General features: G+C 66.6%; 25 protein-coding genes. 11 read left to right on the top strand and 14 right to left on the bottom strand.

What is annotated here, in order from left to right; all coding sequences use genetic code 11:
- Window positions 1–30: 30 nt before the first annotated feature.
- From serC to mtnA, 6 genes are all read right to left on the bottom strand, one after another.
- On the bottom strand, window positions 31–1113 hold the full coding sequence (serC, locus tag ACNSTU_RS09625; protein ID WP_290636991.1) for a 3-phosphoserine/phosphohydroxythreonine transaminase: 1083 nt from the start codon (window positions 1111–1113) through the stop codon (window positions 31–33).
- Window positions 1114–1178: 65 nt separating this feature from the next.
- Window positions 1179–3770 (bottom strand): DNA gyrase subunit A, encoded by a 2592-nt coding sequence (gyrA, locus tag ACNSTU_RS09630; RefSeq protein WP_290631428.1) that lies wholly within the window; start codon window positions 3768–3770, stop codon window positions 1179–1181.
- A gap of 251 nt (window positions 3771–4021) precedes the next feature.
- Window positions 4022–4621, bottom strand: coding sequence for a peptidylprolyl isomerase (locus ACNSTU_RS09635; RefSeq protein ID WP_290631426.1), 600 nt, complete (start codon window positions 4619–4621; stop codon window positions 4022–4024).
- On the bottom strand, window positions 4621–4959 hold the full coding sequence (locus tag ACNSTU_RS09640; protein ID WP_290631424.1) for a DUF3301 domain-containing protein: 339 nt from the start codon (window positions 4957–4959) through the stop codon (window positions 4621–4623). Before ACNSTU_RS09640 ends, ACNSTU_RS09635 begins: the two co-directional genes overlap by 1 nt.
- Entirely contained in the window at window positions 4956–5819 is an 864-nt protein-coding gene (locus tag ACNSTU_RS09645) for an NYN domain-containing protein (protein ID WP_290631422.1), read from the bottom strand. The genes ACNSTU_RS09640 and ACNSTU_RS09645 overlap by 4 nt, the downstream gene beginning before the upstream one ends.
- A 43-nt stretch (window positions 5820–5862) precedes the next feature.
- Window positions 5863–6936, bottom strand: coding sequence for an S-methyl-5-thioribose-1-phosphate isomerase (gene mtnA, locus ACNSTU_RS09650; RefSeq protein ID WP_290636992.1), 1074 nt, complete (start codon window positions 6934–6936; stop codon window positions 5863–5865).
- Window positions 6937–7266: 330 nt separating this feature from the next.
- Between mtnA and ACNSTU_RS09655 the strand changes: the two genes are divergently transcribed.
- The 6 genes from ACNSTU_RS09655 to ACNSTU_RS09680 all read left to right on the top strand — a co-directional run bounded on the left by ACNSTU_RS09655 (window position 7267) and on the right by ACNSTU_RS09680 (window position 12189).
- Window positions 7267–8586, top strand: a complete 1320-nt coding sequence (locus ACNSTU_RS09655; protein ID WP_290633028.1) for a TRZ/ATZ family hydrolase — start codon at window positions 7267–7269, stop codon at window positions 8584–8586.
- An 82-nt stretch (window positions 8587–8668) separates the two neighbouring features.
- On the top strand, window positions 8669–9382 hold the full coding sequence (gene ubiG, locus ACNSTU_RS09660) for a bifunctional 2-polyprenyl-6-hydroxyphenol methylase/3-demethylubiquinol 3-O-methyltransferase UbiG (RefSeq protein ID WP_290633026.1): 714 nt from the start codon (window positions 8669–8671) through the stop codon (window positions 9380–9382).
- Window positions 9383–9518: 136 nt separating this feature from the next.
- Window positions 9519–10196, top strand: a complete 678-nt coding sequence (locus ACNSTU_RS09665; protein ID WP_418212304.1) for an HAD-IA family hydrolase — start codon at window positions 9519–9521, stop codon at window positions 10194–10196.
- 92 nt (window positions 10197–10288) lie between these two features.
- Window positions 10289–11146: a squalene/phytoene synthase family protein gene (locus tag ACNSTU_RS09670; protein ID WP_290633022.1), complete on the top strand. Its 858-nt coding sequence runs from the start codon at window positions 10289–10291 to the stop codon at window positions 11144–11146.
- The gene (locus ACNSTU_RS09675) at window positions 11146–11940 is read left to right on the top strand and encodes an SDR family NAD(P)-dependent oxidoreductase (protein ID WP_290633020.1); all 795 of its coding nucleotides are present in this window, start codon (window positions 11146–11148) and stop codon (window positions 11938–11940) included. Before ACNSTU_RS09670 ends, ACNSTU_RS09675 begins: the two co-directional genes overlap by 1 nt.
- A 21-nt stretch (window positions 11941–11961) precedes the next feature.
- Window positions 11962–12189, top strand: coding sequence for a hypothetical protein (locus tag ACNSTU_RS09680; protein ID WP_290633018.1), 228 nt, complete (start codon window positions 11962–11964; stop codon window positions 12187–12189).
- A 4-nt stretch (window positions 12190–12193) separates the two neighbouring features.
- Here the strand turns inward: ACNSTU_RS09680 and ACNSTU_RS09685 are convergent, their stop codons facing one another.
- The 7 genes from ACNSTU_RS09685 to ACNSTU_RS09715 form a co-directional block, all read right to left on the bottom strand.
- The gene (locus ACNSTU_RS09685; RefSeq protein WP_290633016.1) at window positions 12194–12649 is read right to left on the bottom strand and encodes a hypothetical protein; all 456 of its coding nucleotides are present in this window, start codon (window positions 12647–12649) and stop codon (window positions 12194–12196) included.
- Between the two features lie 99 nt (window positions 12650–12748).
- On the bottom strand, window positions 12749–13426 hold the full coding sequence (locus ACNSTU_RS09690) for an endonuclease III domain-containing protein (protein WP_290633014.1): 678 nt from the start codon (window positions 13424–13426) through the stop codon (window positions 12749–12751).
- 2 nt (window positions 13427–13428) lie between these two features.
- A complete protein-coding gene (rluB, locus tag ACNSTU_RS09695) occupies window positions 13429–14256 on the bottom strand; it encodes a 23S rRNA pseudouridine(2605) synthase RluB (RefSeq protein WP_290633012.1) in 828 nt (275 codons plus the stop codon).
- Window positions 14249–14875, bottom strand: coding sequence for an SMC-Scp complex subunit ScpB (scpB, locus tag ACNSTU_RS09700; RefSeq protein ID WP_290633010.1), 627 nt, complete (start codon window positions 14873–14875; stop codon window positions 14249–14251). The genes rluB and scpB overlap by 8 nt, the downstream gene beginning before the upstream one ends.
- 12 nt (window positions 14876–14887) lie before the next feature.
- Window positions 14888–15706, bottom strand: a complete 819-nt coding sequence (locus ACNSTU_RS09705) for a segregation and condensation protein A (protein WP_418212305.1) — start codon at window positions 15704–15706, stop codon at window positions 14888–14890.
- A 22-nt stretch (window positions 15707–15728) separates the two neighbouring features.
- A complete protein-coding gene (locus tag ACNSTU_RS09710; protein WP_418212306.1) occupies window positions 15729–16982 on the bottom strand; it encodes a tryptophan--tRNA ligase in 1254 nt (417 codons plus the stop codon).
- 23 nt (window positions 16983–17005) lie between these two features.
- On the bottom strand, window positions 17006–17629 hold the full coding sequence (locus ACNSTU_RS09715; protein WP_290633006.1) for an L-threonylcarbamoyladenylate synthase: 624 nt from the start codon (window positions 17627–17629) through the stop codon (window positions 17006–17008).
- A gap of 258 nt (window positions 17630–17887) precedes the next feature.
- Here ACNSTU_RS09715 and ACNSTU_RS09720 point away from each other — a divergent pair, with 258 nt between their 5' ends.
- From ACNSTU_RS09720 to ACNSTU_RS09730, 3 genes are read left to right on the top strand one after another with little or no spacing between them, the layout of a single operon-like run.
- Window positions 17888–18187: a YciI family protein gene (locus ACNSTU_RS09720; RefSeq protein ID WP_290633004.1), complete on the top strand. Its 300-nt coding sequence runs from the start codon at window positions 17888–17890 to the stop codon at window positions 18185–18187.
- Window positions 18184–18474 carry a BolA family protein gene (locus ACNSTU_RS09725; RefSeq protein WP_290633001.1) on the top strand — a complete coding sequence of 97 codons (291 nt, stop codon included), beginning with the start codon at window positions 18184–18186 and terminating at the stop codon, window positions 18472–18474. Before ACNSTU_RS09720 ends, ACNSTU_RS09725 begins: the two co-directional genes overlap by 4 nt.
- Window positions 18471–19319 (top strand): peptidylprolyl isomerase, encoded by an 849-nt coding sequence (locus ACNSTU_RS09730; RefSeq protein WP_290632999.1) that lies wholly within the window; start codon window positions 18471–18473, stop codon window positions 19317–19319. Before ACNSTU_RS09725 ends, ACNSTU_RS09730 begins: the two co-directional genes overlap by 4 nt.
- A gap of 40 nt (window positions 19320–19359) precedes the next feature.
- Here ACNSTU_RS09730 and ligA read toward each other — a convergent pair whose 3' ends face one another.
- Window positions 19360–21666, bottom strand: a complete 2307-nt coding sequence (gene ligA, locus ACNSTU_RS09735) for an NAD-dependent DNA ligase LigA (protein WP_418212307.1) — start codon at window positions 21664–21666, stop codon at window positions 19360–19362.
- A 309-nt stretch (window positions 21667–21975) separates the two neighbouring features.
- Here ligA and ACNSTU_RS09740 point away from each other — a divergent pair, with 309 nt between their 5' ends.
- Together ACNSTU_RS09740 and ACNSTU_RS09745 are read left to right on the top strand one after the other, a co-directional pair.
- A complete protein-coding gene (locus ACNSTU_RS09740; protein WP_290632995.1) occupies window positions 21976–23904 on the top strand; it encodes a PrkA family serine protein kinase in 1929 nt (642 codons plus the stop codon).
- 61 nt (window positions 23905–23965) lie between these two features.
- Window positions 23966–25147 carry a DUF444 family protein gene (locus tag ACNSTU_RS09745; RefSeq protein WP_290632993.1) on the top strand — a complete coding sequence of 394 codons (1182 nt, stop codon included), beginning with the start codon at window positions 23966–23968 and terminating at the stop codon, window positions 25145–25147.
- The last annotated feature ends 26 nt before the right edge of the window (window positions 25148–25173 follow it).

The raw sequence follows: 25173 nt of genomic DNA on the forward strand, positions 1-25173 counted from the left end.
GGTCGGAAACGCGCAGACGCGGCAACGGGCTTACCCGTTGCGGCGCGCGAAGTCCTGCATGAACTCGATGAGCCGGTCGACACCCGCTTCCGGCATGGCGTTGTAGATGCTGGCGCGCATCCCGCCGACGCTGCGGTGCCCCTTGAGCGTGCTCAGGCCCGCCGCCGCGGCTTCCTTGAGGAAAGCGTCGTTGAGGCTGTCGTCGGCGAGCACGAATGGCACGTTCATCCACGAACGGCACTCCGGATCCACCGGGTTGCTGTAGAACGGGTTGTTGTCGATCTCGGCGTACAGCTTGTCGGCCTTGCGCTTGTTCATCGTGGCCATGGCCTCGAGACCGCCCTGCTCCTTCAGCCACTTGAATACCAGGCCGGCCAGATACCAGCCGTAGGTAGGCGGCGTATTGGACATGGAGTCGGCATCCGCCTGCACCTGGTAGTCCCAGACGGCAGGGGTCTCGGGCAGGACGTTGCCGATCAGGTCGTCGCGCACGATGACAATGGTCAGCCCCGCCGGGCCGATGTTCTTCTGCGCACCGGCATAGATCAGCCCGTACTTCGAGACGTCGATGGGCCGGGACAGGATGGTGGAGGACATGTCCGCCACCAGCGGCACGTCACCGGTGTCCGGCACCCAGTGGAACTCCACGCCGGAGATGGTCTCGTTGGGCGTGAAATGCACATAGGACGCCTTCGGGTCGAGCTGCCACTCGGACTGCGCGCCGATGTGCATGGGGGTCTTTTCATTGGCACCCCAGGCGACGTTGACCTGGCAGTACTTCTTCGCCTCCTTGATGGCCTTCTCGGACCAGGAGCCGGTGTTGATGTAGTCCGCCCGGTCGCCGCCACGCAGCAGGTTCATGGGGATGGCGGCGAACTGCCCGGTGGCGCCGCCCTGGAGGAACAGCACCTTGTAGTTGTCCGGGATGCTCAGCAGGTCGCGGATATCCTGCTCGGCCTCTGCGGCGATGGAGACGAACTCCTTGCCGCGATGGCTCATCTCCATGACGCCCATGCCGGAGCCCTGCCAGTCGAGCATCTCGCTGGCGGCTCGCTCTAGCACGGCTTCCGGCAGCACGGCCGGACCTGCGCTGAAGTTGTAAACTCGGGACATATTCATGTCTCCCCTTGGTTCCGATTAGAAAATCGTTGACGGGGCGACGGCCGGACCCGCGCGTATCAGGCCTCGTCGTCGCCGGGCGCACCGGGGGCGTCGTCATCGCTCCCGTCGCCTGCGTCGTCCTCGTCCAGTGCCTCGATGCGCTCGAGCCCCATCAGGCTCTCGTCGGCATCCAGGCTGATCAGTTTGACGCCCTGGGTGTTACGGCTGAGCACCGAGATCTCGTCCACGGCGGTACGCACCAGCGTGCCGCGGCGGGTGATCAGCATGATCTGGTCGCCGTCCACCACTTGGGTGGCACCGATGACGTCGCCGTTGCGGTCACCGGTGCGGATGGAGATCACGCCCATGCCGCCCCGGCCACGCAGCGGGTAGTCGTCCAGGGGCGTGCGCTTGCCGTAGCCGTTCTCCGTGGCGGTGAGGATGTCACCCTCGCCGAGGATCAGCAGGGCGATGACGTGCTGCCCCTCTTCAAGGCGCATGCCGCGCACCCCGGCCGCGGTCCGGCCCATGGCGCGAACCTCGCCCTCGGAGAAGCGGATCGCCTTGCCCGCGCTGCTGAGCAACATGATATCGCGCTCGCCGTCGGTGATGCCGACGTTGACGAGGTAGTCATCACCGCGCAGATCCAGGGCGATGATGCCGTTGGAGCGCGGCCGCGAGAAATGGGTCAGCGGCGTCTTCTTCACGGTCCCGCTGCGGGTGGCCATGAAGATGAACTGGTCCTCGGTGAACGCCTGCACCGGCAGCACGGCGTTGATGCGCTCGTCGGACTCCAGCGGCAGCAGGTTGACGATGGGCTTGCCGCGGGAGTTGCGGCTGCCCTGGGGCAGCTCGTAGACCTTCAGCCAGTAGCACTTGCCGTGGCTGGAGAAACACAGCAGCGTATCGTGGGTATTGGCCACGAACAGCTGATCGACGAAGTCCTCGTCCTTCATGGTCGTGGCGCTCTTGCCCCGACCGCCGCGCCGCTGGGCGCGGTAGGTGTCCAGCGCCTGATACTTGGCGTAGCCGTGATGGGAAAGCGTCACCACCACGTCTTCCGGGGTGATGAGATCCTCCATGGTGAGATCGATATGATCCCGCACGATCTCCGACTTGCGGGCATCGCCGAACTGCTCCTTGACCGCCACGAGCTCCTCGCGGATCACCTCCATGAGGCGCTCGGTGCTATCGAGGATCAGGATGAGATCGGCGATGCGATCCAGCAGCTCGCGGTACTCGTCCAGGATCTTGTCCTGCTCCAGACCGGTCAGCCGGTGCAGGCGCAGGTCGAGAATGGCCTGGGCCTGGGTCCCGGTGAGGCGGTAACCGCCTTCGCCCATGCCGAACTCCGCACCGAGGCCGTCCGGCCGCGAGGCTTCCGCACCGGCCCGCTCGAGCATGTCCGTGACCATGCCCGGCTGCCACAGCCGGGACATGAGCCCTTCCCGCGCCTCGGCGGGCCCGGGCGATGCCTTGATCAGCTCGATCACCGGGTCGATGTTGGCAAGCGCCACCGCCAGGCCTTCCAGCACGTGCGCCCGCTCGCGCGCCTTGCGCAACTCGTACATGGTGCGGCGGGTGACCACTTCGCGCCGGTGGCGCAGGAAGGCGTCGAGGATCTCGCGCAGGTTCAGCAGCCGCGGCTGACCGTCCACCAGGGCGACCATGTTGATGCCGAACACGGTCTGCAGCTGGGTCTGCTGGAACAGGTTGTTCAGCACCACCTCGGCCACTTCGCCGCGGCGCAGCTCGATGACCATGCGCATGCCGTCCTTGTCGGACTCGTCCCGCAGCTCGGTAATGCCGTCGATGCGCTTGTCCTTGACTAGCTCGGCGATCTTCTCGAGCAGCCGCGCCTTGTTGACCTGGTAGGGCAGCTCCTTGACCACGATGGTCTGCTTGCCGTTCTTCTGGTCTTCCTCGATTTCGGTGCGGGCGCGCATGATCAGCCGGCCGCGGCCGGTCCGGTATGCCTCCTGGATGCCGCTCACGCCATTGATGATGCCGCCCGTGGGCAGATCCGGCCCCGGCACCAGCTCCAGCAGGTCGTCCACGGTGAGATCATCATCGTCGATGAGGGCGATGCAGGCGTCCACCACCTCGCCGAGATTGTGCGGCGGGATGTTGGTGGCCATGCCCACGGCAATGCCCGAGCCGCCGTTGATGAGCAGGTTCGGGAAGCGCGCCGGCAGCACCGCCGGCTCCTGCTCGGAGCCGTCGTAGTTGTCGATGAGGTCGACGGTTTCCTTGTCGATGTCGGCCAGCAGCTCGTGGGCGATGCGCGCCATGCGCACCTCGGTGTACCGCATGGCCGCGGCAGCATCGCCGTCGACGGAGCCGAAGTTGCCCTGGCCGTCCACCAGCATGTAGCGCATGGAAAACGACTGCGCCATGCGCACGATGGTGTCGTACACCGCGGAGTCACCATGGGGATGGTACTTACCGATGACGTCACCCACCACGCGGGCGGATTTCTTGTAGGAGCGGTTCCAGTCGTTCCCGAGCACGCGCATGGCGTAGAGGACACGCCGGTGCACGGGCTTGAGACCATCTCTGACATCCGGAAGGGCCCGGCCCACGATCACGCTCATGGCGTAATCGAGGTAGGACTGCCTCATTTCGTCTTCCAGATTGACCGGCAGTATTTCTTTCGCGACGTTGGCCATCGACGCTCTCGGCTGGTTGTTGTGGTGTTCCCTTCAGGCCAGTGGCGCTGGCCCGATTCCTGTCAGCCGGTGTTCGATGGCGGGCCGGAGACCCGCCATCGACAACACACCTACACGCGCCACCGACTTCCGCGGCGGCGGTTGGCGATTCGCCCGGGAAAAGCGTGAATCATATCACAACCGGCGGGGTTCCGGCATTGGCTCCTGCCGACGACGACGCTCGCCGCCGACAGAAATACCCGCAACCGCGGTTACTTGCGGCGCGCTTCCTCGACCCTGATGGTCTCGCTGGGCACGTCGGCCTGCCCGGCCTGGCGACCGGTGGGGACCTCGGCGATGCGGTCCACCACATCCATGCCGTCCACCACGCGTGCGAATACGGCATAGCCGAAATCGCGCACGCCGTGATCCAGGAACGCGTTGTCCGCCAGGTTGATGAAGAACTGCGACGTGGCGCTGTTGACGTCCTGGGTCCGGGCCATGGAGAGCATGCCGCGCTCGTTCTTGAGCCCGTTGTCCGCCTCGTTCTCGATGGGTGCGCGGGTTTCGAGGCGCTGCATGTCCTCGTCCAGCCCGCCGCCCTGAATCACGAACCCCGGGATCACCCGGTGGAAGATCGTGCCGTCGTAGAATCCGTCATCCACGTACTGCAGGAAGTTCTCCACCGTCACCGGGGCGTCCTCGGGGTAGAGTTCCAGCGTGATGTCGCCGTAGTTGGTCTTGAAAATCACCATGTCCTGTTCGGCCTCCCGTTCACTGTCATCGGCGACGGCGGCCGCCGTCACCATGCCCATGATCAACGCAGCGGCCATCGCGGCCACCCGCCGTTTGCATCCCGTCACTATCTGCATCACCCGCCCTCCTCGGCTGAGCCGGGCTCCGGCCACGGCTCCATTTCAATCTTTCTCACGGCCCGCCCGGCGACCGTGACCACGCCGCCGTGACGACGGCTGCCGTCGGCGGAGAACTCGAACCGGTACCAGTGCACCAGACCGAGACGGCCGCTGCGGCCACGCCCGGGGCGGGTGCGTATCCGCACCAGGCTCTCGTCGAGAAACTGCAACCCGAGGTCGCGGCAACGCCGGGCCGCGGCGCGGCGCGCCTGCTCCTGGGCCGCCATGAGGGCGCTCCAGGCCAGCGCGATGCTGCCCAGGATCAGCACGGCAATCACCAGGCCGCTGGCCGTCATCGCTCGCCGGGGCCGTTGTCCACGCGGGCGCCCTGCGCCGAGACCTGGCGGATGTTCGCGGCCTGCAGCCCGCCCTCCTTGACCGTGGAGGCCTGCAACTCGAACTCGAAAACGCGATTGTGGCTGGGCAGGTCCGCGGGCCGGACGCCATCGGGCAGGTCGGCATCACGAAAGTAGGCGGACCGGTAGGGCGACTGCGGGCTGCGGGTGTCCGTGATCCAGAGGTTGTCGGAGATCTCGCCGAGAAAGCGCATGAACCCGAAGCCCTCGCGGCTGTGGTGGTAACAGATGCCGCGGACCCGGGACCCGACCTCACCCCAGGCCGCGCCGGCATCACCGCCCCTGCCGGGCAGCAGGTTGGGCACCGTGTAGCCGGAGGTGTAGACGTCCGCCTCGCGCCGAAGCGCGGCGGAGACGTTGTCGAACCCGAGCACTTCCACGCGGCACCCCTCGTTCTGCAGGGCCCGCACCACCTGGACGAAATCGCCGTCGCCGGTGGCAAGCACCACCCGGCCCAGGCTCTTGGACTGCAGCAGGGCGTCCACGGCCATGTCCAGATCGGCGTTGGCCTTGGCGTAGGCGTTGCCCTCGTCGTCCGTATACCAGCGGTAGTTCTTGACGATCACCTTGAAGCCGTAATCCCGCACCGAGGCGAAGAAGTTGTTGGTGCGCACGGCGTACTGGCGGTCGCGTGCGGCACGCTCTTCGTCGTAGGTGACGTAGGCATTGAGGCGCACCGGCTCGCCGCCACCACGGCAGGCGAATTCACGCAGCACGTCGTACTGCATGCCGAAGCCGCCGTTGATCTGGATATTCGCGGCGTCGACATACAGGCCAACGCCCATCAGTGCTGCATTCATACCGCTGACGCCCACTTTCCGGAATGGCGGCTACTGTACCCCATCACGCCCGACCGGGCATCGCCTGTGCGGCATTCGCGCCACCGAACGCGGCCTGCATGCGCCCGGCATCGGGCCGGTGGATCACTCCGGCCTCGGTCACCAGCGCGTCCACCAGTGCCGCCGGGGTCACGTCGAAGACCGGATTCCAGGCATCCGCACCCGGGGCTGCCACCGCGGTGCCGTGCACGCCCAGCACCTCGGCCGCGTCGCGCGTCTCGATGGCGATCGCATCACCGCACGGCAGTGCCATGTCCACCGTGGAGGTGGGCGCCACCACCATGAAACCAACCCCGTGGTGGCGCGCCGCCAGCGCCAGGGCGTAGGTGCCGATCTTGTTGGCAACATCGCCGTTGGCCGTGACCCGGTCCGCGCCCACGACCACCCAGCGCACCGCGCCGCTGCGCATCAGCGCCGGCGCGGCCGCATCTGCCAGCAGCGTCACCGGAATCCCGTCCTGCAGCAGTTCCCAGGCCGTCAGCCGCGCACCCTGGAGCCAGGGCCGAGTCTCGTCGGCGTAGACCCGCTCGATGCGCTGCTGCGCCCAGGCGCTGCGAATCACCCCCAGTGCCGTGCCATAACCGGCCGTCGCCAGCGACCCGGTATTGCAGTGCGTCAGCACACCGCCCGGCTCGGTCATGAGCCCGGCACCCAGCTCGCCCATGCGGCGGTTGGCGGCCAGATCCTCGTCGAAGATCGCCCGGGCTTCGCGCAGCAACACCGCGGCGGGGTCACCGGTGGATGCGTCCACCTGCCGCCGCTGCCGTGCCAGCGCCCAGCGCAGGTTCACTGCCGTGGGACGGGCGTCGCCCAGCACGGCCAGGGCCTGCTCGAACCGGGGCAACCAGTCGGCGGGAGCCGTCGCCACGGCCTCACGGGCGGCGAGCACCGCACCGTAGGCGGCGGCGATGCCGATGGCCGGGGCGCCCCGCACCACCATATCCCGAATCGCGCCGGCCACCGCGGCGCTGTCGTGAAACTGCAGCCAGCTCGTCTCACCGGGCAGCAGGCGCTGGTCCAGCAGTTGCAGGTGGTCCTCCTGCCAGACAACCGGGCGAATGGTGTCGAAACTGGTCATGGGAAAGCGCGCCCCTCATTTCACTGAATACGGTCGTCGGGCTATAGACTTGTACGCCCCTGAGCGGTACGCCCCTGAGCGGTACGCCCCTGAGCGGTACGGTGTGCTCCGATTCCGGACCGTCATCGGCCAGGGACGGCCGATGCCGAGCCTACAGGGATGTACTTGCAGGCGTGTCCGGAACCGGAGCACACCGTGCCGCGCCCGCAACGTAAGCCTCACTAAGGGCGATATTTAACGTCACGCCCAGAGACCCCATTGTCGCACAGGCGCGGACAGGTGATGATGCATGACCTCGGAAGCTGCCTGGAACCATGCTGGGAGACGCCCATGGAACAGATCGACACCCTCATCAACGCCCGCTGGGTCATTCCCGTGGAGCCCGCACACACCGTGCTGGACCACCACAGCGTCGCCATCCGCGACGGCCGCATCGTCGCCATACTTCCCACAGACGACGCACGCCAGACCTATCAGGCCGATCACGTCCGCGAGCTGGGCAGCCATGCCGTCATCCCCGGGCTGATCAACGCCCATACCCACGCCGCCATGAACCTCATGCGCGGCATCGCCGACGATCTGCCGCTGATGACCTGGCTGCAGGAACACATTTTCCCCGCAGAGCAGGCCCACGTCAGCCCGGAATTCTGCCAGGATGGGGTCGAGGCCGCCGTGGCCGAAATGCTCGCAGGGGGCGTCACCTGTTTCAATGACATGTACTTCTTCCCGGAGGTGACCGCCCGGGTCACCACGCAGGCCGGCATGCGGCTTTCGGCCGGCATGATTCTCATCGACTTCCCCACCGCCTACGCCGACAGGCCCGAGGAGTACATCGAAAAGGGCCTGGCCCTGCACGACGCCTGGCGCGGCGACCCGCTGGTGACCACCGCGTTCGCCCCCCACGCCCCCTACACCGTGGGCGAGGAGCGGCTGAAACACGTGGCAACGCTGGCGGACGAGCTGGACTGCCCGGTGCACATCCACGTGCACGAAACCGCCGACGAGGTGAACCAGAGCATCGCCAGCACCGGCGAGCGCCCGCTGGCCCGGCTGGAGGCGTGCGGACTGCTCTCCCCCGGTTTTATCGCCGCCCACATGACCCAGGTCACCGACGCGGAAATCGAACGTCTCGCCGCCACCGGCTCACACGTCCTGCACTGCCCGGAAGCCAATTTGAAGCTCGCCAGCGGCTGCTGCCCCGTGCAGAAACTACTGGACGCGGGCGTCAACGTAGCCCTTGGCACGGACGGCGTCGCCAGCAACAACGATCTGGACATGTTCGGGGAGATGCGCTCCGCGGCTCTGATCGGCAAGGTGGTCGCGGGCGATGCCGCGGCCGTGGACGCGGACACCGCCCTGGCCATGGCCACCATCAACGGCGCCAGGGCGCTGGGCATTGACGGCCACACCGGCTCGCTGAGCGCGGGCAAGGCCGCCGACATCACCGCCGTGGACCTGGGTGCGCTCGAATGCCAGCCTGTCTACAACCCCGTGTCACAACTGATCTACAGCGCCGGACGCCACCACGTGAGCGACGTCTGGGTGGCCGGGCGGCAGCTCGTGCACCACGGCGATCTGCTCACGCTGGACCGTGACCGCATTCTCAACCGTCTGCATGCCTGGCGCGATAAACTACTCCCCAACGCCTGACAAACAGCTTATGATGAATGGTAGCTGACCGATCGGTTCGCCCGAGTTCGGAACGCTACGATACGAGGTGCCACGGGTCGTCATGGGTCTGACCGCTAACGTCAACGAAGAGGAAGTCCGCAAGTTCTCCGACGCTGCCAGCCGCTGGTGGGACGAAGACGGCGAGTTTCAGCCGCTGCACGCCATCAACCCGCTGCGCCTGTCGGTCATCGAGCGCCACATGCAACTCGATGGGGCGCAGGTGCTGGATGTCGGTTGCGGCGGCGGCATTCTCAGCGAGGCCATGGCCGCACGTGGCGCCCATGTCACCGGCATCGATCTCAGCCAGGAATCCCTCACGGTCGCGGAGCTCCACGCACTGGAGACGGGCGCGGACGTACGGTATCGGTGCATCTCAGTGGAAGATCTCGCGGCCGAGGCTCCCGGCACGTTTGACGCCGTTACGTGCATGGAACTTCTCGAGCACGTACCCGACCCGGCGTCCGTGGTCACCGCCTGCGCACGCCTGGTCCGGCCCGGGGGCCACATCTTCTTTTCCACGCTCAACCGCAACGCACGCTCCTGGCTGTTCGCCATCGTCGGGGCTGAGTATGTCCTCGGCCTGCTGCCAAAAGGCACGCACGACCATGGGGCGTTCATCCGGCCGTCGGAGCTTGCCGGATGGTGCCGTAACGCAGCGCTACTACTGGACGAACTCACCGGCCTGACGTACAACCCCGTTACCCGTGAATACCGGCTAACCAGTGACGTGGGCGTGAACTACATGGCCCATTGCAACAGGCCGGGAGATGACTGACACCGTGACTCTTGACGCGCACAGCAGCGATACAACGGACCTGGCGGAACCAGCCCCTGCCGGTCAGACAGAACGCTCCGACGGCAGACGCGATCCATCTCCGGGCCGGCAGCGTCAGAGGCACCTACACCGCCCGGTGATCGAAACGGTGCTGTTCGACCTGGACGGTACTCTGCTGGATACCGCACCCGACCTCATCGCCGCCGCCAACACCCTGTTGCAGGAAAACGACCGCCCGGCTCTGGCGCCGGGCCTGTTCGCCCCGGTGGTCTCCCACGGTAGCGCGGCGATGATCTCGCGCAGCTTTGATCTGCACCCGCGCGACCCGGCCATGGAGCCGTTGCGGCAACGGTTTCTGCAACTCTACCGCGAGCGGGTGAGCACACTCACGCGGCCGTTCGCCGGCATTCCGGAGGTTCTGGAGCGGATCGAGTCCGCGGGCCTGCGCTGGGGCGTGGTCACCAACAAGCCGGGCTGGCTCACGGAGCCGCTACTGGACGACCTGGAACTGTCGCGCCGGGCGGCCTGCATTGTCAGTGGCGACACGGTCCCATGCCGCAAACCCGACCCGCGCCCCATCAGCTACGCCTGTGAGCTCCTGGACATCGCACCGCACCGGACAGTGGTTGTCGGTGACGCCCTCCGCGACGTCAGCGCAGGCCGCCTGGCCGGCACCAGCACGCTGGTGGCCCTGTTCGGCTACATCTGCGCCGAGGACGAACCCACCCGATGGGGTGCCGACGGCCTGATTGGCCAGCCCGGTGAACTCCTGCGCTGGCTGCCGGACCCCACTCCGGCGTCACGGATGTCGTAACCGCACGAGTGCCCAACCCACTCGCCTGACGCGTTACACTAACGCCCCGATTGCAAACCGCCACCGGCGCCCGCAGGCGCCGACGAGGTCCCATGGAGCCGCTCAGCTACTGCCACCGGAAAGTCGCCCCGCCCGGGTCGGCCATCTACTACGCCCTGCGGTTCTCCCCGGCGGAGCAGCGGGATGGGCTGGTGGCCGTGCACGCCTTCCACGCCGAAATCACTGAGATCCCCGACGAGGTCTCCGACCCCGGCGTAGGCGAAGTCAAACTACAGTGGTGGCGGGACGAGGTTCAGCGGCTGTTCGACGGCACCCCCCGTCACCCAGTCAGCCAGGCTCTGGCGGCGGCCATGGCCAGCCATGAGCTGCCCGCCGACGCGTTCACCGAGATGCTTGAGGGCACCGGCATGGACCTCGCCTATGGCGGCTATCCCGGTTTTCGAGAACTCACGGTCTACTGCCACCGTACCGGCGGCGCACTGACCCAGCTGCTGGCGGCCGTGGCAGGCACGGGCAGCGCCGCCAGCGCCCGCTTCGCACACGACCTGGGCATGGCGCACACGCTCCGGCGCAGGCTGCTCAGCGTCCGCCGTGACGCACATGCCGGGCGCGTCTACATCCCCGAGGACGAACTGGACGCGGCGGGGGTATCCCGGCAGGATCTGCTGGCAAGCGAAACGCCGCCTGCCGCCCGCGAGCTGTTCCGGGAACAGGCCAATCGCATTCACGCATTCCTGGATCAGGCGGAAAGTCACCTGCCGGACGCTGAACGCGCGGCGCACCGCAGTGGTATCATCCTCGCGGCGCTGGACCGGGCTCTGCTCCGGGAGCTGGCGAAGGACAACTTTCCGCTTCTGGAACAGGGGGTTGAACTGACCCCCCTGCGGCGGCTCTGGATCGCCTGGCGCACCGCCCGGCAACAGCAACGACTCAGCAGAAAGGCAGCTTAATGACTCAGGATGATCACCCCGTCCACGTCACCGTCCCGCGGGACTACACACCATCGACCGACCTCCTCGCGGATCGCGTCGTCCTGATCACCGGCGCCGCTGACGGCATCGGCCGCGCCCTGGCGGAGACCGCCGCCGGCTGTGGCGCCACGGTCATCCTGCTGGACAAGGATCTGCCCAAGCTGGAAGCGGTCTACGACGCCATCGAGGCTGCCGGCGGCACCCAGCCGGCGCTCTACCCCATGAACCTGGAGGGTGTCGGGCCGGCCGAGTTCCTGGAGCTGGCGACCACCATCGACCGGGAGTTCGGGCGCCTCGACGTGCTGATCCACAACGCCGCCATGCTCGGTGAACAGTCGCCCATGCATCAGTACGACCATGAGTTGTGGGCGCGGGTGCTCCACGTGAACGTCAACGCCCCATTCCTTCTGAACCAGGCCCTGCTGGGGCTGGTGCAGCGCTCCGACCGCGGCCGGGTGCTTTTCGTCACCGATCAGGCCGGCCGGCGAGGGCGTGCGTTCCGCGGCGCCTACGGGGTGTCCAAGTTCGCTCAGGAAGGCATGATGGAGACGTTGGCGGCGGAGCTGGGCAACAAGCGCTCGGTGCGCACCATGAGCATCGACCCGGGCGTGGTGAACACGTCGCTGCGGCGCTACTGCTTCCCGGGAGAGAACTGGCAGGCTCTGGCCCAGCCGGCCGATGTTGCTCCCCGCCTGCTGTATCCCCTGGGGCCGGAGGGCGATACTCTCCACGGCGCACGGCTGAGCCTGGCTCACAATGAACCTGACAAATGATACCGGTAACAGGACAACGCCATGAGTGGTGACAGACAGAACACGGAGAAACGCTACGGCATCCGCCTGACCCTGCCGGAGGGCGATCCGCGCCGCGGCGAGCACCTGCTCGGCCCGGACTGGGAGGCCTTCCGCTGGTATGCCACCGCCGAGGAGCGGGACCGCAAGCTGGCCGACATGCGCCGACAGCACCCGTATTACCAGCCGGGTGAACGCCCGTCGGTGCGGTGCGAGGCGGTGGAGCGGTAGGGAATCAGGTCTGGCTGTCGCCCGCCTTGTCGGAGCGGCTGCGTCCGGGGCTGTGTCGGATCCGTGCAAACTGCCCTTTCAGTGCCTCGGGCAGGGACACGTCGGTGCCAACCAGAAGCACCAGGCGACGGACGTCGTCGTCCTTTTCCAGAATCCGGTTGAAGGCCCGCTGGACACTGGGCTTCTCCAGACCGTCCTGGAAATCGCGCACCAGATAGATGCCGTAATGGCGGCTGGCAGCGACGTAACCGAGTGCGTCGACGAGACGACGGGTATGCGGGATGAAAATGCGCTCCGTCCCCAGGCGGTACAGGCCGTCATTGGGCGACCACCCATAGACCGCCCGCCCGGTGGTCAGGGTGAGCCGTTTGAACGCATCAACCACGCGATCCGGAGATTCCGTATCCAGAATCGCCAGCCGGAACTCGGAGTCGATGACTTTGTTGAGACTTTCGATCATGGACCCTGCACTCTGATCTCTTGCCCTCGATCCCGACACGCGCACACCGTGGGCTCTTCGTTCGATTGTCGGATAGTACACGCAGCCAAGGACAATCCGTTACTGTCGCTCCGCAACGACAACTCCGCCCCCGTGACACCTGCCGGTGGGACACAGATCCGCCAAGGGGCAAACCGGACACCTGGGGCGCGGCCGGCATGCACCGCTCCCCAGACGAACCAGCAGGGCATGGTATTCATTATAGACGTCCGGCTGCGCTGGCAACCCCTGCAGGAACCAGTGCGCCAGCACGTCATAGGATTCATCGCCGCGGGCCAGATTCAGCCGCGCCAGAATGCGGCGCGTATACGCATCGACCACGAACACCGGGCGGTCAAGCACGTACAACAGAATGCAGTCGGCCGTCTCCGCTCCGACACCGCGCACTCCCAACAGGCGACGGCGGAGCGACGCCGTGGACCACTGGCGCCAGCCGGACACGCCGCCGTCCTCGATGAGCGCAGCCGTCAGATTGCGCAGCCGCCCGGCCTTGACGTTGTAGTACCCCGCCGGCCGCAGGGCATCGGCCAGTTCGGCCTCACTCACGGCCATGACCGCCGCCGGGGCCAGCAGGTCCCGCGCACGCAGGTTGGCCAGCGCACGCTCGACGTTGCGCCACGCCGTGTTCTGGGTGAGTACTGCGCCGGCGATGATTTCGTAGTCGGTGGTGGCCGGCCACCAGTGCTGGGGCCCGTAGGCTGCGTAGAGGGTATCGAACACCGCCTGCGGACTGCTCATGGTCACCGGCGACGCGGCTTGCGCCCCTTGCCGCCGCCCGGTTTGCGCCTGCCGCCGCCACCGGACGCATCGGGACTGATGGACTGGCGGGGGTCCAGATCCACCGCGCGGCAGAGCGCAGCGATGGCGTGGTCTTCCAGAAAGCGGTACTTCCCGCGCGGCAGGTCATGGGGCAACGAGACCGGCCCGTAACGCACCCGGATCAGCCGGCTAACCGCCACGTCCTGACTCTCCCAGAGCCGGCGCACTTCGCGCTGGCGCCCCTCGCGCACGACCACGTGATACCAGGTGTTACCGCCTTCGCCGCCCACGGGCACGATGGAGTCGAACCGCGCCTCGCCGTCGTCCAGCACCACTCCGCTGGTCAGGCGGTTCAGCATTGCCTGATCCACGTCACCGAACACGCGGCAGGCGTACTCGCGCTCGAGTTCCCAGGAGGGGTGCATCAGGCGGTTGGCCAGTTCACCGTCGTTGGTGAACAGCAGCAGGCCCAGGGTGTTGAGGTCCAGACGACCAATGCTGATCCACCGACCCTGGCCAAGCCGGGGCAGTTGCTCGAACACGGTGGGCCGCCCCTCGGTATCGTGGCGGCTGGTCACCTCCCCCACGGGCTTATGGTACATGAGCACCTTGCGCCGCAGGCCCGTCAGCTTCTCCGCCGGCACCCGCCGGCCGTCCACGGTGATTAGCTCCGTCCCGGTGACACGGTCACCGAGGGTGGCAACCTGACCATTCACGCGCACGCGCCCCACCTGGATCCAGGTCTCCACCTCCCGGCGCGACCCCAGGCCGGCACGGGCCAGGACTTTCTGCAGTTTCTCGTCACTCACGCCCGGGCTCCTGCTCGCTGGCGGTGGGGTGCTCCGGCGCACCGGCGTCGGCTTCTTCCGGGAACTTGAGATCCAGTTCGGGATGGATGTCATCCATGTCGCGCAGCTCCAGCAGCGTTGGCAGTTCGTTGAGGCTCGACAGGTTGAAGTAGTCCAGGAACTGCCGCGTGGTCCCGTACATGCCGGGACGCCCCGGGACATCCTTGTGGCCGACGGTGCGTATCCAGCCGCGCTCCTGAAGGGTGCGCATGATGTTGGTATTCACCGAGACGCCGCGCACCTCTTCGATCTCGCCCCGTGTCACGGGCTGACGGTAGGCGATGATCGCCAGCGTCTCCAGCAGCGCCCGGGAGTAGCGCTGGGGTTTCTCCTCCCAAAGTCGCGACACCCAGGGCGAGAGCTCGGAACGGATCTGGATGCGGAAGCCGCTGGCCACTTCCCGGAGCTCGATCCCGCGGCCGGCGTAATCCCGCTCCAGTTCCGCGAGACTCGCCCGGAGCGCGGCCTTGTCCGGCTCCTCGTCGCGACCGAAGAGCGTCTGCATGTGATCCAGCGACAGCGGGCCACCCGCCGCCAGCAGCGCCGCTTCGATGATGTGCTTGAGATCCGGCTCCGCCATGCTCCCTCTCCCTCAGGCGCGCGCCCGCAGGTAGATCGGCGCCAGAGGCTCGGACTGCACCACCTCCACCAGGGACGCCTTGATCAGCTCCAGGACCGCCAGAAACCCCACCACCACCCCGGCCCGCCCCTCTTCGGCGTGGAGCAGGTCGATGAAGGTGGTAAAGCGTTCGCTCTCGAGGCGGCTCAGGGTCTCGGTCATGCGCTCGCGCACGGACAGCGCTTCCTTCTGCACGTGATGGTGGGTGAACATCTCGGCCCGCGCCATCACGTCCGCCAGCGCGCCCAGAAGTTCGCGGATGTCCACTTCCGGCTCGCTGCGGCGGACTTCCACATCCGGCGCCTCCGCCTCGGCCGGGAAGATGTCGCGGCCGATCCGCGGCAGAGCGTTCAGATCCTGGCCTGCCATCTTGTAGCGCTCGTACTCCTGCAGACGCCGCACCAGCTCGGCGCGCGGGTCATCCTCTTCATCCTCGACCACCGGCGGCCGCGGCAGCAGCATGCGTGACTTGATCTCCGCCAGCATGGCCGCCATGACCAGGTACTCCGCCGCCAACTCCAGCCGCAGCTCCTTCATGAGCTCTACGTATTCCATGTACTGGCGCGTAATGGCCGCGATGGGGATGTCGAGCACGTCCAGGTTCTGCCGACGGATCAGGTAGAGCAGCAGGTCCAGCGGCCCCTCGAACGCCTCGAGAAACACCTCCAGGGCATCCGGCGGAATGTACAGATCCCGCGGCAGCTCGCGCAGGGGCTCGCCGCGGATCCGGGCAGTCGCTACGGCATCACCATCCTGGTCGAGCAGGTTGTCACTGTCCGCTGTTTCCGTCACCGGGCCTCCGTGGCGATCGGGCTCACCAGTAGCGCAGCCCCATCACGCGGCGCACTTCATCCAGGGTCTCCCGGGCACAGTCCCGGGCCTCCTCCACGCCGGCTGCCACGATACTGCGCACCGCCTCCGGGTCGGCCTCGTACTCCTTCGCCCGCTCGCGAATGGGCCGCAACTCGGCCTGCACCGCCTCGATGACCGGCTTCTTGCACTCCAGGCAGCCGATGCCGGCGGAGCGGCACCCCTGCTGCACCCACTCGCGGGTATCGTCGTCGGAGTAGACCTTGTGAAAATCCCAAACCGGGCACTTCTCCGGCTCGCCGGGATCGGTTCGGCGGACCCGCGCCGGATCGGTGGGCATGGTGCGGATCTTCTGCTCCACTTCCTCGGGCTCGTCGCGCAGGGAAATGGTGTTGCCATAGGACTTGGACATCTTCTGGCCATCCAGCCCGGGCATGCGCGGCGCCGGCGTGAGCATGGCCTGGGGCTCCGGCAGGATCACCACGCCGCTGCCGTCCAGGTACCCGTACAGTCGCTCGCGATCGGCCAGGGTGATGTTCTGCTGGTTGTCCAGCAGCGCCCGCGCCACATTCAGCGCTTCCGTATCTCCGCTCTCCTGGTACTTGCGCCGAAGATCTAGATAGAGCTTGTTGTTCTTCTTGCCCATCTTCTTCGCGGCGGCAAGAGCCTTGTCCTCGAAACCGGGCTCGCGTCCGAACTGATGATTGAAGCGGCGCGCGATCTCCCGGGTAAGCTCGACGTGCGCCACCTGGTCCTCGCCCACGGGCACGCCGGTGGCGCGGTAGATGAGAATGTCGGCGGACTGCAGCAGCGGATAACCCAGGAACCCGTAGGTGGCCAGGTCCTTCTCCTTGAGTTTCTCCTGCTGATCCTTGTAGGTGGGCACACGCTCCAGCCAGCCCAGTGGCGTGACCATCGACAGCAGCAGATGCAGCTCCGCGTGCTCCGGCACGCGGGACTGAATGAACACTTTCGCCAGATTCGGATTCACGCCGCAGGCGAGCCAGTCGATGAGCATTTCCCAGACGTTGCCCGAGAGCACTTCCCGCTCGTCGTAATGGGTGGTCAGTGCGTGCCAGTCGGCGACGAAGAAAAAGCACTCGTGCTCCTGCTGGAGCTTGAGCCAGTTCCTGAGCACACCGTGGTAGTGGCCGAGGTGCAGACGCCCGGTGGGGCGCATGCCTGACAGAACGCGACTGTGCCGTGCAGGAAGGGAACTCAACGCGAACTCCTGTATCTCTCCGGAATGGCGGGCCATGATACCCGGTCGCGACCGCGGCATCACTCCTCGAAGACGCTGGCGTCTCCGGCGCCGCGGCGCAGCACCACGGGCGTGCCGTCGTAGAGGTCCACCACGGTGGAGGGCTCCATGCCGCAGGGGCCGCCGTCAATGATGAGGTCCACCAGCTTGCCGATCCGCGCACGGATGTCCTCGGCTTCGGTCATGGGGAGGTCGTCACCGGGCATGAGCAAGCTCGTGGTCATCATCGGCTCACCGAGTTCCTCGGTGAGCGCCCGGGCGATGGGATGATCCGGAACACGGATACCGATGGACTTACGCTTGGGGTGCTGGAGCCGCCGCGGCACTTCGCCGGTCGCCCGCAGCACGAACGTGTAGGGGCCAGGGGTAAAGGCCTTGAGGAGACGGTAGGCGGTATTCTCCACCTTGGCGTACACACCGATGTCGGACAGGTCACGACAGGTCAGGGTGAAGTTGTGCCGGTCCGGGAGCTGGCGGATCTGGCGAATGCGGTCAATGGCCTCCTTCGCCCCCATCGCACAGGCCAGCGCATAGGTGGAATCCGTTGGATAGACGATGACACCGCCCGACTCGAGAATATTCACGGCCTGACGGATCAGTCTTGGCTGCGGCGAGTCGGGATGGATCTCGAAATACTGGCTCATCGTCCCCTCGTTGCGTCCTGCGCCGAACGGATGCCGCCGACGGCTGTCAATTCAATTGGAACCGGCCCGGAAGCAGCGCATCCCGGCCGGATCATCACAACAGCAGGCATTCAGGCCGGCCGACGTCATGTCCGCCGTAATGTAGCACAGTGGCGGCCGCTCTCTCCCGGCGGCCCGCGTAAGGGCGCCTGCCGAGCGCCGGATGGCTGTGCTAACCTCGCGACTGTTGCCAGACACCTACAGTCAGGAAAAGAACCAATGTATTACGCCATCATCAGCGAGGACGTGGAAAACAGCCTGCCCCTGCGAAAGGAGGCGCGCCCCGCACACCTGGAGCGCCTGGAGGCGCTGAAAGCGGAGGGCCGCCTGCTGGTTGCCGGGCCGAACCCGGCCATTGATGCCGAGGACCCGGGCCCCGACGGTTTCTCCGGCAGCATGGTGATTGCCGAGTTCCCCTCCCTGGAGGATGCCAAGGCTTGGGCCAACGAGGATCCCTACGTGGCCGCGGGCGTGTACCAGTCAGTCACCGTGAAACCGTTCAGGAAGGTACTGCCATGACGCAGGAACGGGTGGCGATGATCCGGCAGCGCCTGGAAGCGGCCCTGCCAGTTCGGCACATCGAAATCGAGGACGAAAGCCACCTCCATGCCGGACATGCCGGCGCAAAGGATGGGGGCGGCCATTTCCGGGTACTGGTGGTCAGCGACGCGTTCCACGGGGAGCCCCGGATAAAGCGTCACCGGCTCGTCTACGACGCCATGGGCGACGCCATGCGGCGGGACACCATCCACGCTCTGAGCATCCGCGCCCTCACCCCCGATGAACACGAGGGCCAGTCGGCATGAACAGAGCCGTCCGCGCGCTCTACGGGCTGCTGCTGCCGATGGCTCTGCTGGCTGCCGGCTGCGGCGATGACACGGCGGACGAGCAGCACCCGGACGAACGGCAGGTTCATATCGTCGCCAAGGTCAACGACGAGCCCATCAGCGAGACCATGCTGCAGCTGCATATTCTCCGGCGGACCGGCGAGAACCCGGACCGCATCGACCGGGAGCAGCGCGAAACGCTGCTGCTGGAACTGGTGGAGATGACCTTGATCGCCCAGGACGCCCGCGAGCGGGGACTGACCGAGAACGAGACCGTCCGTGCGCAGATGCGCAACCTGCAGTACGCCGTGCTTGCCCAGGCGATGCTCGAGGAGCTCAAGCGTGAGCCCATCCCCAACGACGAGATGCTGGTGCGGTTCGACCAGCTCATGGACGAGGAAAGCCAGCGCCAAGAGTACCATGCCCGGCATATCCTGCTGACCGACGAGGCGGAAGCGGAAGCGATCATTGAAGAGCTGGACAACGGCGAGGATTTCGGCGCGCTGGCCCAGCGCTACTCCCATGGCCCCACGGCCGCCCGCGGCGGTGATCTGGGCTGGTTCGTCCCGGGCGACATGGTCCGTCCGTTCGGCGAAGCCGTGATGGAGCTGGATGTGGGCGAACACACACGGGAGCCGGTGCGTACCCGTTACGGTTACCACGTGATCAAACTGGAGGGCCAGCGCGACCGGGAGCCGCCGCGGTTCGAGGACGTCTCGGAGCAGCTGCGGCAGGCGCTGACCCAGGAGCGGATCGAGGACTACGTCAACGAGCTGCGCCACGAGAGCCGGATCGAGCTCTACCGGCCACAGGATGAGGACTGAGCAGACGTGGTGACGCGGTGCACCAGCGCGTGCGCCGTACCTACTGGTTGAGCAACCCGTCAAGGCCGGCTTCATCAAGGATGGTCACACCCAGCTCTTCCGCCTTTGCGCGCTTCGAGCCGGCGGCCTCCCCGGCCACCACGTAATCGGTCTTCCCGGACACGCTCCCGGTGACCTTGCCCCCCTGCGCCTCGATCCGCGCCTTGGCCTCGTCCCGGCTCATGCCCTCCAGCGTGCCCGTAAGCACGAACGTCTTGCCCGCGAGCGGGCTGGCGACGCCACCGCCCCCTTGGATGTGCGCGCGGGAGCGATCACTGGTCCAGTGCAAGTGCTTGTCCAGCAGCAGCTTCTCCACCTGGGCCAGCGCGGGCTGCAGGTCCTGCAATGCCTGACGCACCCGCTCGGCATCGGCACCGGTGACGGGCAGGCGCTGGACCGGCAGCGCTGCCAGCTCCTCGAGTCGGTCGGTCTTGCCAGCCAGTTCTGCCGCGCGCTTGGGCCCGACCTTGGGCAAATTGAGCTCGGTGATGATCGCCGCCGCGCTGATGGCATCCGCATACGCCGCGGCAAAGCCATGCTCGCCCGCGATCTCCACCAGCTCCAGCAGGCGGTCCAGACCACCGGCATTGCGCTCGTCGGCGAAGAAGGCGCGAATCTCCTCGCCCATGGTGCGACCGATGCCGGGAATCAGCGCCAGCAACACGGGATGGGCTCGCCGTATGAAACCCAGATCCCCCACCTGGGAGGCAAGCAGGCGCGCGGTATCGTCGCCCACACCGGGGATGCCGATGGCGTAGAGCAGCCGGTCCAGCGGGATCCGGCGCCGCGCCTCCACGGCGGCAATCAGATTGCCCGCGGAGACATCGGCAAAGCCGTCCAGCGCCAGCACCTGCGACTTCTCCAGCCGGAACACGTCCGCCAGTTCCTTGACCAGCCCGGTATCCACCAGCTGCTCGGCGACCTTGTCGCCAAGCCCTTCGATGTCGAGCGCCCGACGCGACGCGAAATGGCGGATGGACTCCCTGAGCTGTGCCGGGCACTGCATGCTGCCGATGCAGCGGTAATCCACCTCCCCTTCCGGCCGAATCACCTCGGACCCGCAGACCGGACAGGCCGACGGCATTTTCCACGATTCCGCGCCCTGTGGCCGGGCATCCTGGACCACACTGACGATCTCGGGGATGACGTCGCCGGCGCGGCGGACCATGACGGTATCCCCCTCACGCACATCCTTGCGCCGCAGTTCATCCAGATTATGGAGCGTCGCGCGGCCGACGGTGACGCCGCCCACCTCCACCGGTTCCAGCTCCGCCACCGGCGTGATGGCGCCGGTGCGGCCGACAGACGGCAGGATGCGCCGCACCCGGGTGGTGGCCTCGCGCGCGGGTAGCTTTGAGGCAATGGCCCAGCGCGGCGCGCGGGCGGTGAAACCCAGGGTCTCCCGCAGGCGCAGGTCGTCCACCTTGAACACCACACCGTCGATCTCGTAATCCAGGCTGTCCCGGCGCTCCAGCAGCTCCTCGTAGAAGGCCAGACAGCTGTCGACGCCCTCGAGCCGCCGCACCTCGCGATTGACCCGGAATCCCCAGGCCCCCAAATGCTCCAGCACCTCCCAGTGGGTGTCCCCCAGCGGGACGCTGCATTCCCCCACACCGAAGGCGAACAGGGTGAGCGGCCGCTGCGCGGCAATCCGCGGGTCGAGCTGACGCAGACTGCCGGCGGCGGCGTTGCGCGGGTTGGCGAACGGCCGTTCGCCCTTGTCCAGGCGCGCGGCATTGAGCGTCTCGAAATCCTGACGCCGGATGACCACTTCACCGCGGACCTCCAGCCGCGCCGGGGGGTCATCGCCCCGCAACCGCAGGGGGACGCTGCCCACGGTGCGGACATTGCTGGTGATGTCCTCGCCGACGCGGCCATCACCACGGGTGCCGGCCTGCACGAGCATGCCGTCTTCGTAACGGACACTGAGGGACAGCCCGTCGAGCTTCGGCTCGCCAATGTAGGTCACGGCACCGACGCCACCACGCTCGCGCACCCGGCGGTCGAATTCCCGCAGTTCGTCGGCATCGAAGGCGTTGTCCAGGGAGAGCATGGGCAGGCCGTGCACCACCTCGCCGAAACCGTCGGAGGGCGTCGCACCCACGCGCTGGGTGGGCGAATCCGTGGTGATCAGCTGCGGGTACTGTGCTTCAAGGCCCTGGAGCTCCCGCAGCAGCGCATCGTACTCGGCATCCGCCAGCACGGGCTCGTCCAGCACGTAGTACCGGTGGTTGTGCTCGTCGATCTGCGCGCGCAGCTCGGCCACGCGGCCCCGCGCCTGCTCCAGCGATGATGCGCTCATGTCCATACTCTCGGTTCGTGGCAGGTCTGCCGCCCCGGTGCCCCCGGGACGACGGGTAGTCTACCGACTTGCAGGGAGAGCGTGAACGGCGTCAAGGAACGCGCAATTCAGTGCCGATCGCGGGCAGCAAACCGCCGCACCCGGAACCATACTGTGAGTGAGGGTTCACGCCATCGGAACTAAACGGCGCAACACCCGATCCAACCGTATGAGCGTGGACCGCGGTGACCGGCCCCGGGCACGTGCAACAGGTCGGGAGCAACGGCCGGTCACCCTGGATGTCTTGCGTTGTCAGCACTCCGCAGAGGGCCGGTTATGGTGGATAAAGATCAGTTTGTCGATTCCCTGATCAGCTACACCCAGCAGCATAAGGCGAAGCACTGGGAAGGGACGTTTGGCGCGTTCCTGCGCGAGGTACTGCCTACGGCGCCGACCGCCCTGGCACGTACCAGTCACCAGTACCTTTGGGACATGATCCGCTGGCATGGCACCCAGCGATCCGACGAAGGAGAGCACGTTACCCGCTACGACCTGTTCGCCAACGACCTCTACGGCATGGATGAGTCCCTGGAGCGCGTTGCCAACTACTTCAAGGCGGCCAGCGAAGGCTCCGAGGTGGGCCGCCGCCTGCTGCTTCTGCTGGGCCCGCCCTCGGGCGGCAAATCCAGTCTGGTCACGCTGCTCAAGCGCGGCCTGGAGGAGTACAGCCTCACCGATGATGGCGCCATGTATGCCATCAAGGGCTCGCCCATCCACGAAAATCCGCTGCTGCTCATCCCCCAGAGCAAGCGCGCGGAGTTCCGCGACACCTACGGCGTGAACATCGAGGGCGAACTCTCGCCCTACACCCGCACCATGCTCGAAGAGGAGTATGAAGGCGACTTCACCCAGGTCCCGGTGGAGCGGGTGTTCATCAGCGAAGCGGGGCGCGTGGGCGTGGGCACCTACGCACCCCACGACCCCACCACGGCGGACATTGCCGACCTGGTGGGTTCGGTGGATCTCTCCAAGGTTGCCCAATACGGCGACGAGGGCAATCCGCGGGCGTGGTCGTGGTCGGGGGCGGTCTATGCCGCCAATCGCGGCATGCTGGAGATGATCGAGATTCTCAAGGTCAAGCGGGAGTTCCTCTACCTGCTGCTCACCCTCACGCAGGAGAAGAACATCAAGGTGTCGCGCTTTCCGCTGATCCACATGGACCAGACCATCGTCGCGCACACCAACCTGGCGGAATTCCGCAAGTTCCTGCAGGAAAAGGAGAACGAGGCGCTGCTGGACCGCATGGTCATCATCCAGGTGCCCTACACCCTGCGCTACCAGGACGAGGCGCGGATCTACGAGAAGCTCACCTCGTCCACACCGACGTTCAAGGAGGTCCACCTGGATCCGCATGCCCTGAAACTGGCGGCGGTGTTCGCGGTGCTGACCCGGCTCAAACCTTCGGAGCGGGCCGACCTGGATCTCACCAAGAAGGTGCGGCTGCACGCAGGCGAGGATGTAGAGGGCGTCTCGCGCTCCGAAGTGGAGAAGGTCCGCAACGAGAACCCCGACGAGGGCATGGATGGCGTCAGTCCGCGGTTCGTGGTCAACACCCTGGCGGGGGCCATCAGCCGCAGCGAGAACAAGAGTCTCACCGCGCTCGACGTGCTGATCGCCCTGAAGGACGCCATCGAATCCGATGCGCGCATGGACGCCAAGGAGAAGAAGGTGTGGGTCGATCTGCTGGTCACCACCCGCAAGGACTTCTACAACCGGTGGGTGAAGGAGGACGTGCACAAGGCCCTGTTTGTCTCCTTCGAACAGGAAGCCCAGGATCTGCTGGAGAAGTACCTGGACGAGGTGGAAGCGGTGCTGGACAACCGCAAGGTGGAGGATCCCATTACCGGCGAGGAGCGGGACGCGGACGAACGCTTCCTGCGCGGCGTGGAGGAGAAGATCTCCATCTCCGATGCCGGCAAGCACTCGTTCCGCCAGGAGGTGGTCCGCAAGGCCATGGGCTCTTACAAGCGCGGCGAGAAGTTCACCCTGGGCAGTCACGAACGGCTGCGCGAGGCGGTGGAACAGTACCTGTTCCAGGAGCGGCGTGATGTCCTGCGACTGGTGACCTCCAGCGCACGGCCCGATGACGAGACGCAGCGGAAGGTCTCGGCGGTCGAGGACCGTCTGGTGAGTGATTACGGGTATGACGCCCACAGTGCCCGCGAGGCCCTGAACTACGTCACCACCCTGCTCTCCCAGGAGTAGACGCTGCGGGGCCCGGGCGGCAGGGACGCCGCCCGGCCGGGACTGCTTTCCTGGAGGCACTATGCGCGACGACGACAGACAGCCCATCTCCCGCATGGCGGTACACAACCGCTGGTACGACCTGTTCTCCCGTGGTGCCCGCGACTGGCTCAGGCACAACCAGAAGGTCCGGGACGCGGTTCGCGACCACCTGCCTGACATGGTCACCGGATCCGACATCCTCAGCCGCCCCGGCGACCGGACAGTGCAGGTGCCGGTGCGGTTCATGGAGCACTACCGCTTCCGCCTGCGCGATCCCCACGAGGACGACGGTGTGGGTCAGGGCAACGGCGAGCCGGGCGACGTGTTCCGCACCGGCGGTCAGCCGAAACGCGGCAAGGGCAGCGGCGAGGGGGGCAGCGGCGAAGGGGAATTCCAGTTCGTGCTGGAGTTCAAGGTGGACGACATCGTGGACTGGATCTGGCAGGAACTGGAACTGCCGGACCTCAAGCCCAAGACCGCCGACGCCCTGCAGGACGACGAGCTCACGCCCGAGGGTTGGGACCGGCGCGGGCCGAGGGCGCGGCTGGACCGCCGCCGCACGGTCAAGGAAGCGGTCAAGCGGCGCGCCGTACAGACCGACCCGGTGCCATTCACCGACGACGATCTGCGCTACCGGCAGCTCTCCCGGAGGCGCCGCCCCGCCATGAACGCCGTGGTGGCGTTCATCCTGGACGTCTCGGCAAGCATGGACGGCAACCGGCGCAAGCTCGCCAAGGCGTTCTTCTTCTGGGCCACCCAAGGGTTGCGCCGCCAGTACGGCAATATCGAGACGGTGTTCGTGGCACACACCAACGAGGCGTGGGAGTTCAGCGAGGAGGAGTTCTTCCAGATCAGCGCCACGGGCGGCACCGTGGCCTCCAGCGGATTACGCAGCGTGCGTGACATCTTCGCCCAGCGCTATCCCGCCGCCCAGTACAACCAGTACGTCTTCTACGCATCGGACGGCGACAACTTCGCCGACGACCGCGACGCCGCCGAGGCAGTCGCCCTGGAGCTGGCGTCGGAGGTGAACTTCATGGGGCTGGTGGAGACACCCCAGAACCGCTTCGAGGCGGCGCGCTCCGAGACCGGACGGCTGTTCAAGTCCCTGGAGGCGCGCAACTACCCGGTCAGCAGCTACACCGTGCACGCCGACGAGGACATCTGGGACGCTATTCGCGCGTTCTTCCGGCGACAGGTCGACACCGCAGAAAGCGACTAGCACCGACGCATCACGAGCCAGGAGGT

The organism is Aquisalimonas sp. APHAB1-3 (assembly GCF_048323695.1).
Taxonomy (GTDB): domain Bacteria; phylum Pseudomonadota; class Gammaproteobacteria; order Nitrococcales; family Aquisalimonadaceae; genus Aquisalimonas.

Excerpts from the sequence above, each read along its gene's own strand:
- serC (WP_290636991.1), bottom strand. The coding sequence starts at position 1,113 with ATGTCCCGAGTTTACAACTTCAGCGCAGGTCCGGCCGTGCTGCCGGAA.
- gyrA (WP_290631428.1), bottom strand. The coding sequence starts at position 3,770 with ATGGCCAACGTCGCGAAAGAAATACTGCCGGTCAATCTGGAAGACGAA.
- ACNSTU_RS09635 (WP_290631426.1), bottom strand. The coding sequence starts at position 4,621 with ATGCAGATAGTGACGGGATGCAAACGGCGGGTGGCCGCGATGGCCGCT.
- ACNSTU_RS09640 (WP_290631424.1), bottom strand. The coding sequence starts at position 4,959 with ATGACGGCCAGCGGCCTGGTGATTGCCGTGCTGATCCTGGGCAGCATC.
- ACNSTU_RS09645 (WP_290631422.1), bottom strand. The coding sequence starts at position 5,819 with ATGAATGCAGCACTGATGGGCGTTGGCCTGTATGTCGACGCCGCGAAT.
- mtnA (WP_290636992.1), bottom strand. The coding sequence starts at position 6,936 with ATGACCAGTTTCGACACCATTCGCCCGGTTGTCTGGCAGGAGGACCAC.
- ACNSTU_RS09655 (WP_290633028.1), top strand. The coding sequence starts at position 7,267 with ATGGAACAGATCGACACCCTCATCAACGCCCGCTGGGTCATTCCCGTG.
- ubiG (WP_290633026.1), top strand. The coding sequence starts at position 8,669 with ATGGGTCTGACCGCTAACGTCAACGAAGAGGAAGTCCGCAAGTTCTCC.
- ACNSTU_RS09670 (WP_290633022.1), top strand. The coding sequence starts at position 10,289 with ATGGAGCCGCTCAGCTACTGCCACCGGAAAGTCGCCCCGCCCGGGTCG.
- ACNSTU_RS09675 (WP_290633020.1), top strand. The coding sequence starts at position 11,146 with ATGACTCAGGATGATCACCCCGTCCACGTCACCGTCCCGCGGGACTAC.
- ACNSTU_RS09680 (WP_290633018.1), top strand. The coding sequence starts at position 11,962 with ATGAGTGGTGACAGACAGAACACGGAGAAACGCTACGGCATCCGCCTG.
- ACNSTU_RS09685 (WP_290633016.1), bottom strand. The coding sequence starts at position 12,649 with ATGATCGAAAGTCTCAACAAAGTCATCGACTCCGAGTTCCGGCTGGCG.
- ACNSTU_RS09690 (WP_290633014.1), bottom strand. The coding sequence starts at position 13,426 with ATGAGCAGTCCGCAGGCGGTGTTCGATACCCTCTACGCAGCCTACGGG.
- scpB (WP_290633010.1), bottom strand. The coding sequence starts at position 14,875 with ATGGCGGAGCCGGATCTCAAGCACATCATCGAAGCGGCGCTGCTGGCG.
- ACNSTU_RS09710 (WP_418212306.1), bottom strand. The coding sequence starts at position 16,982 with ATGGCCCGCCATTCCGGAGAGATACAGGAGTTCGCGTTGAGTTCCCTT.
- ACNSTU_RS09715 (WP_290633006.1), bottom strand. The coding sequence starts at position 17,629 with ATGAGCCAGTATTTCGAGATCCATCCCGACTCGCCGCAGCCAAGACTG.
- ACNSTU_RS09720 (WP_290633004.1), top strand. The coding sequence starts at position 17,888 with ATGTATTACGCCATCATCAGCGAGGACGTGGAAAACAGCCTGCCCCTG.
- ACNSTU_RS09725 (WP_290633001.1), top strand. The coding sequence starts at position 18,184 with ATGACGCAGGAACGGGTGGCGATGATCCGGCAGCGCCTGGAAGCGGCC.
- ACNSTU_RS09730 (WP_290632999.1), top strand. The coding sequence starts at position 18,471 with ATGAACAGAGCCGTCCGCGCGCTCTACGGGCTGCTGCTGCCGATGGCT.
- ligA (WP_418212307.1), bottom strand. The coding sequence starts at position 21,666 with ATGGACATGAGCGCATCATCGCTGGAGCAGGCGCGGGGCCGCGTGGCC.
- ACNSTU_RS09740 (WP_290632995.1), top strand. The coding sequence starts at position 21,976 with ATGGTGGATAAAGATCAGTTTGTCGATTCCCTGATCAGCTACACCCAG.
- ACNSTU_RS09745 (WP_290632993.1), top strand. The coding sequence starts at position 23,966 with ATGCGCGACGACGACAGACAGCCCATCTCCCGCATGGCGGTACACAAC.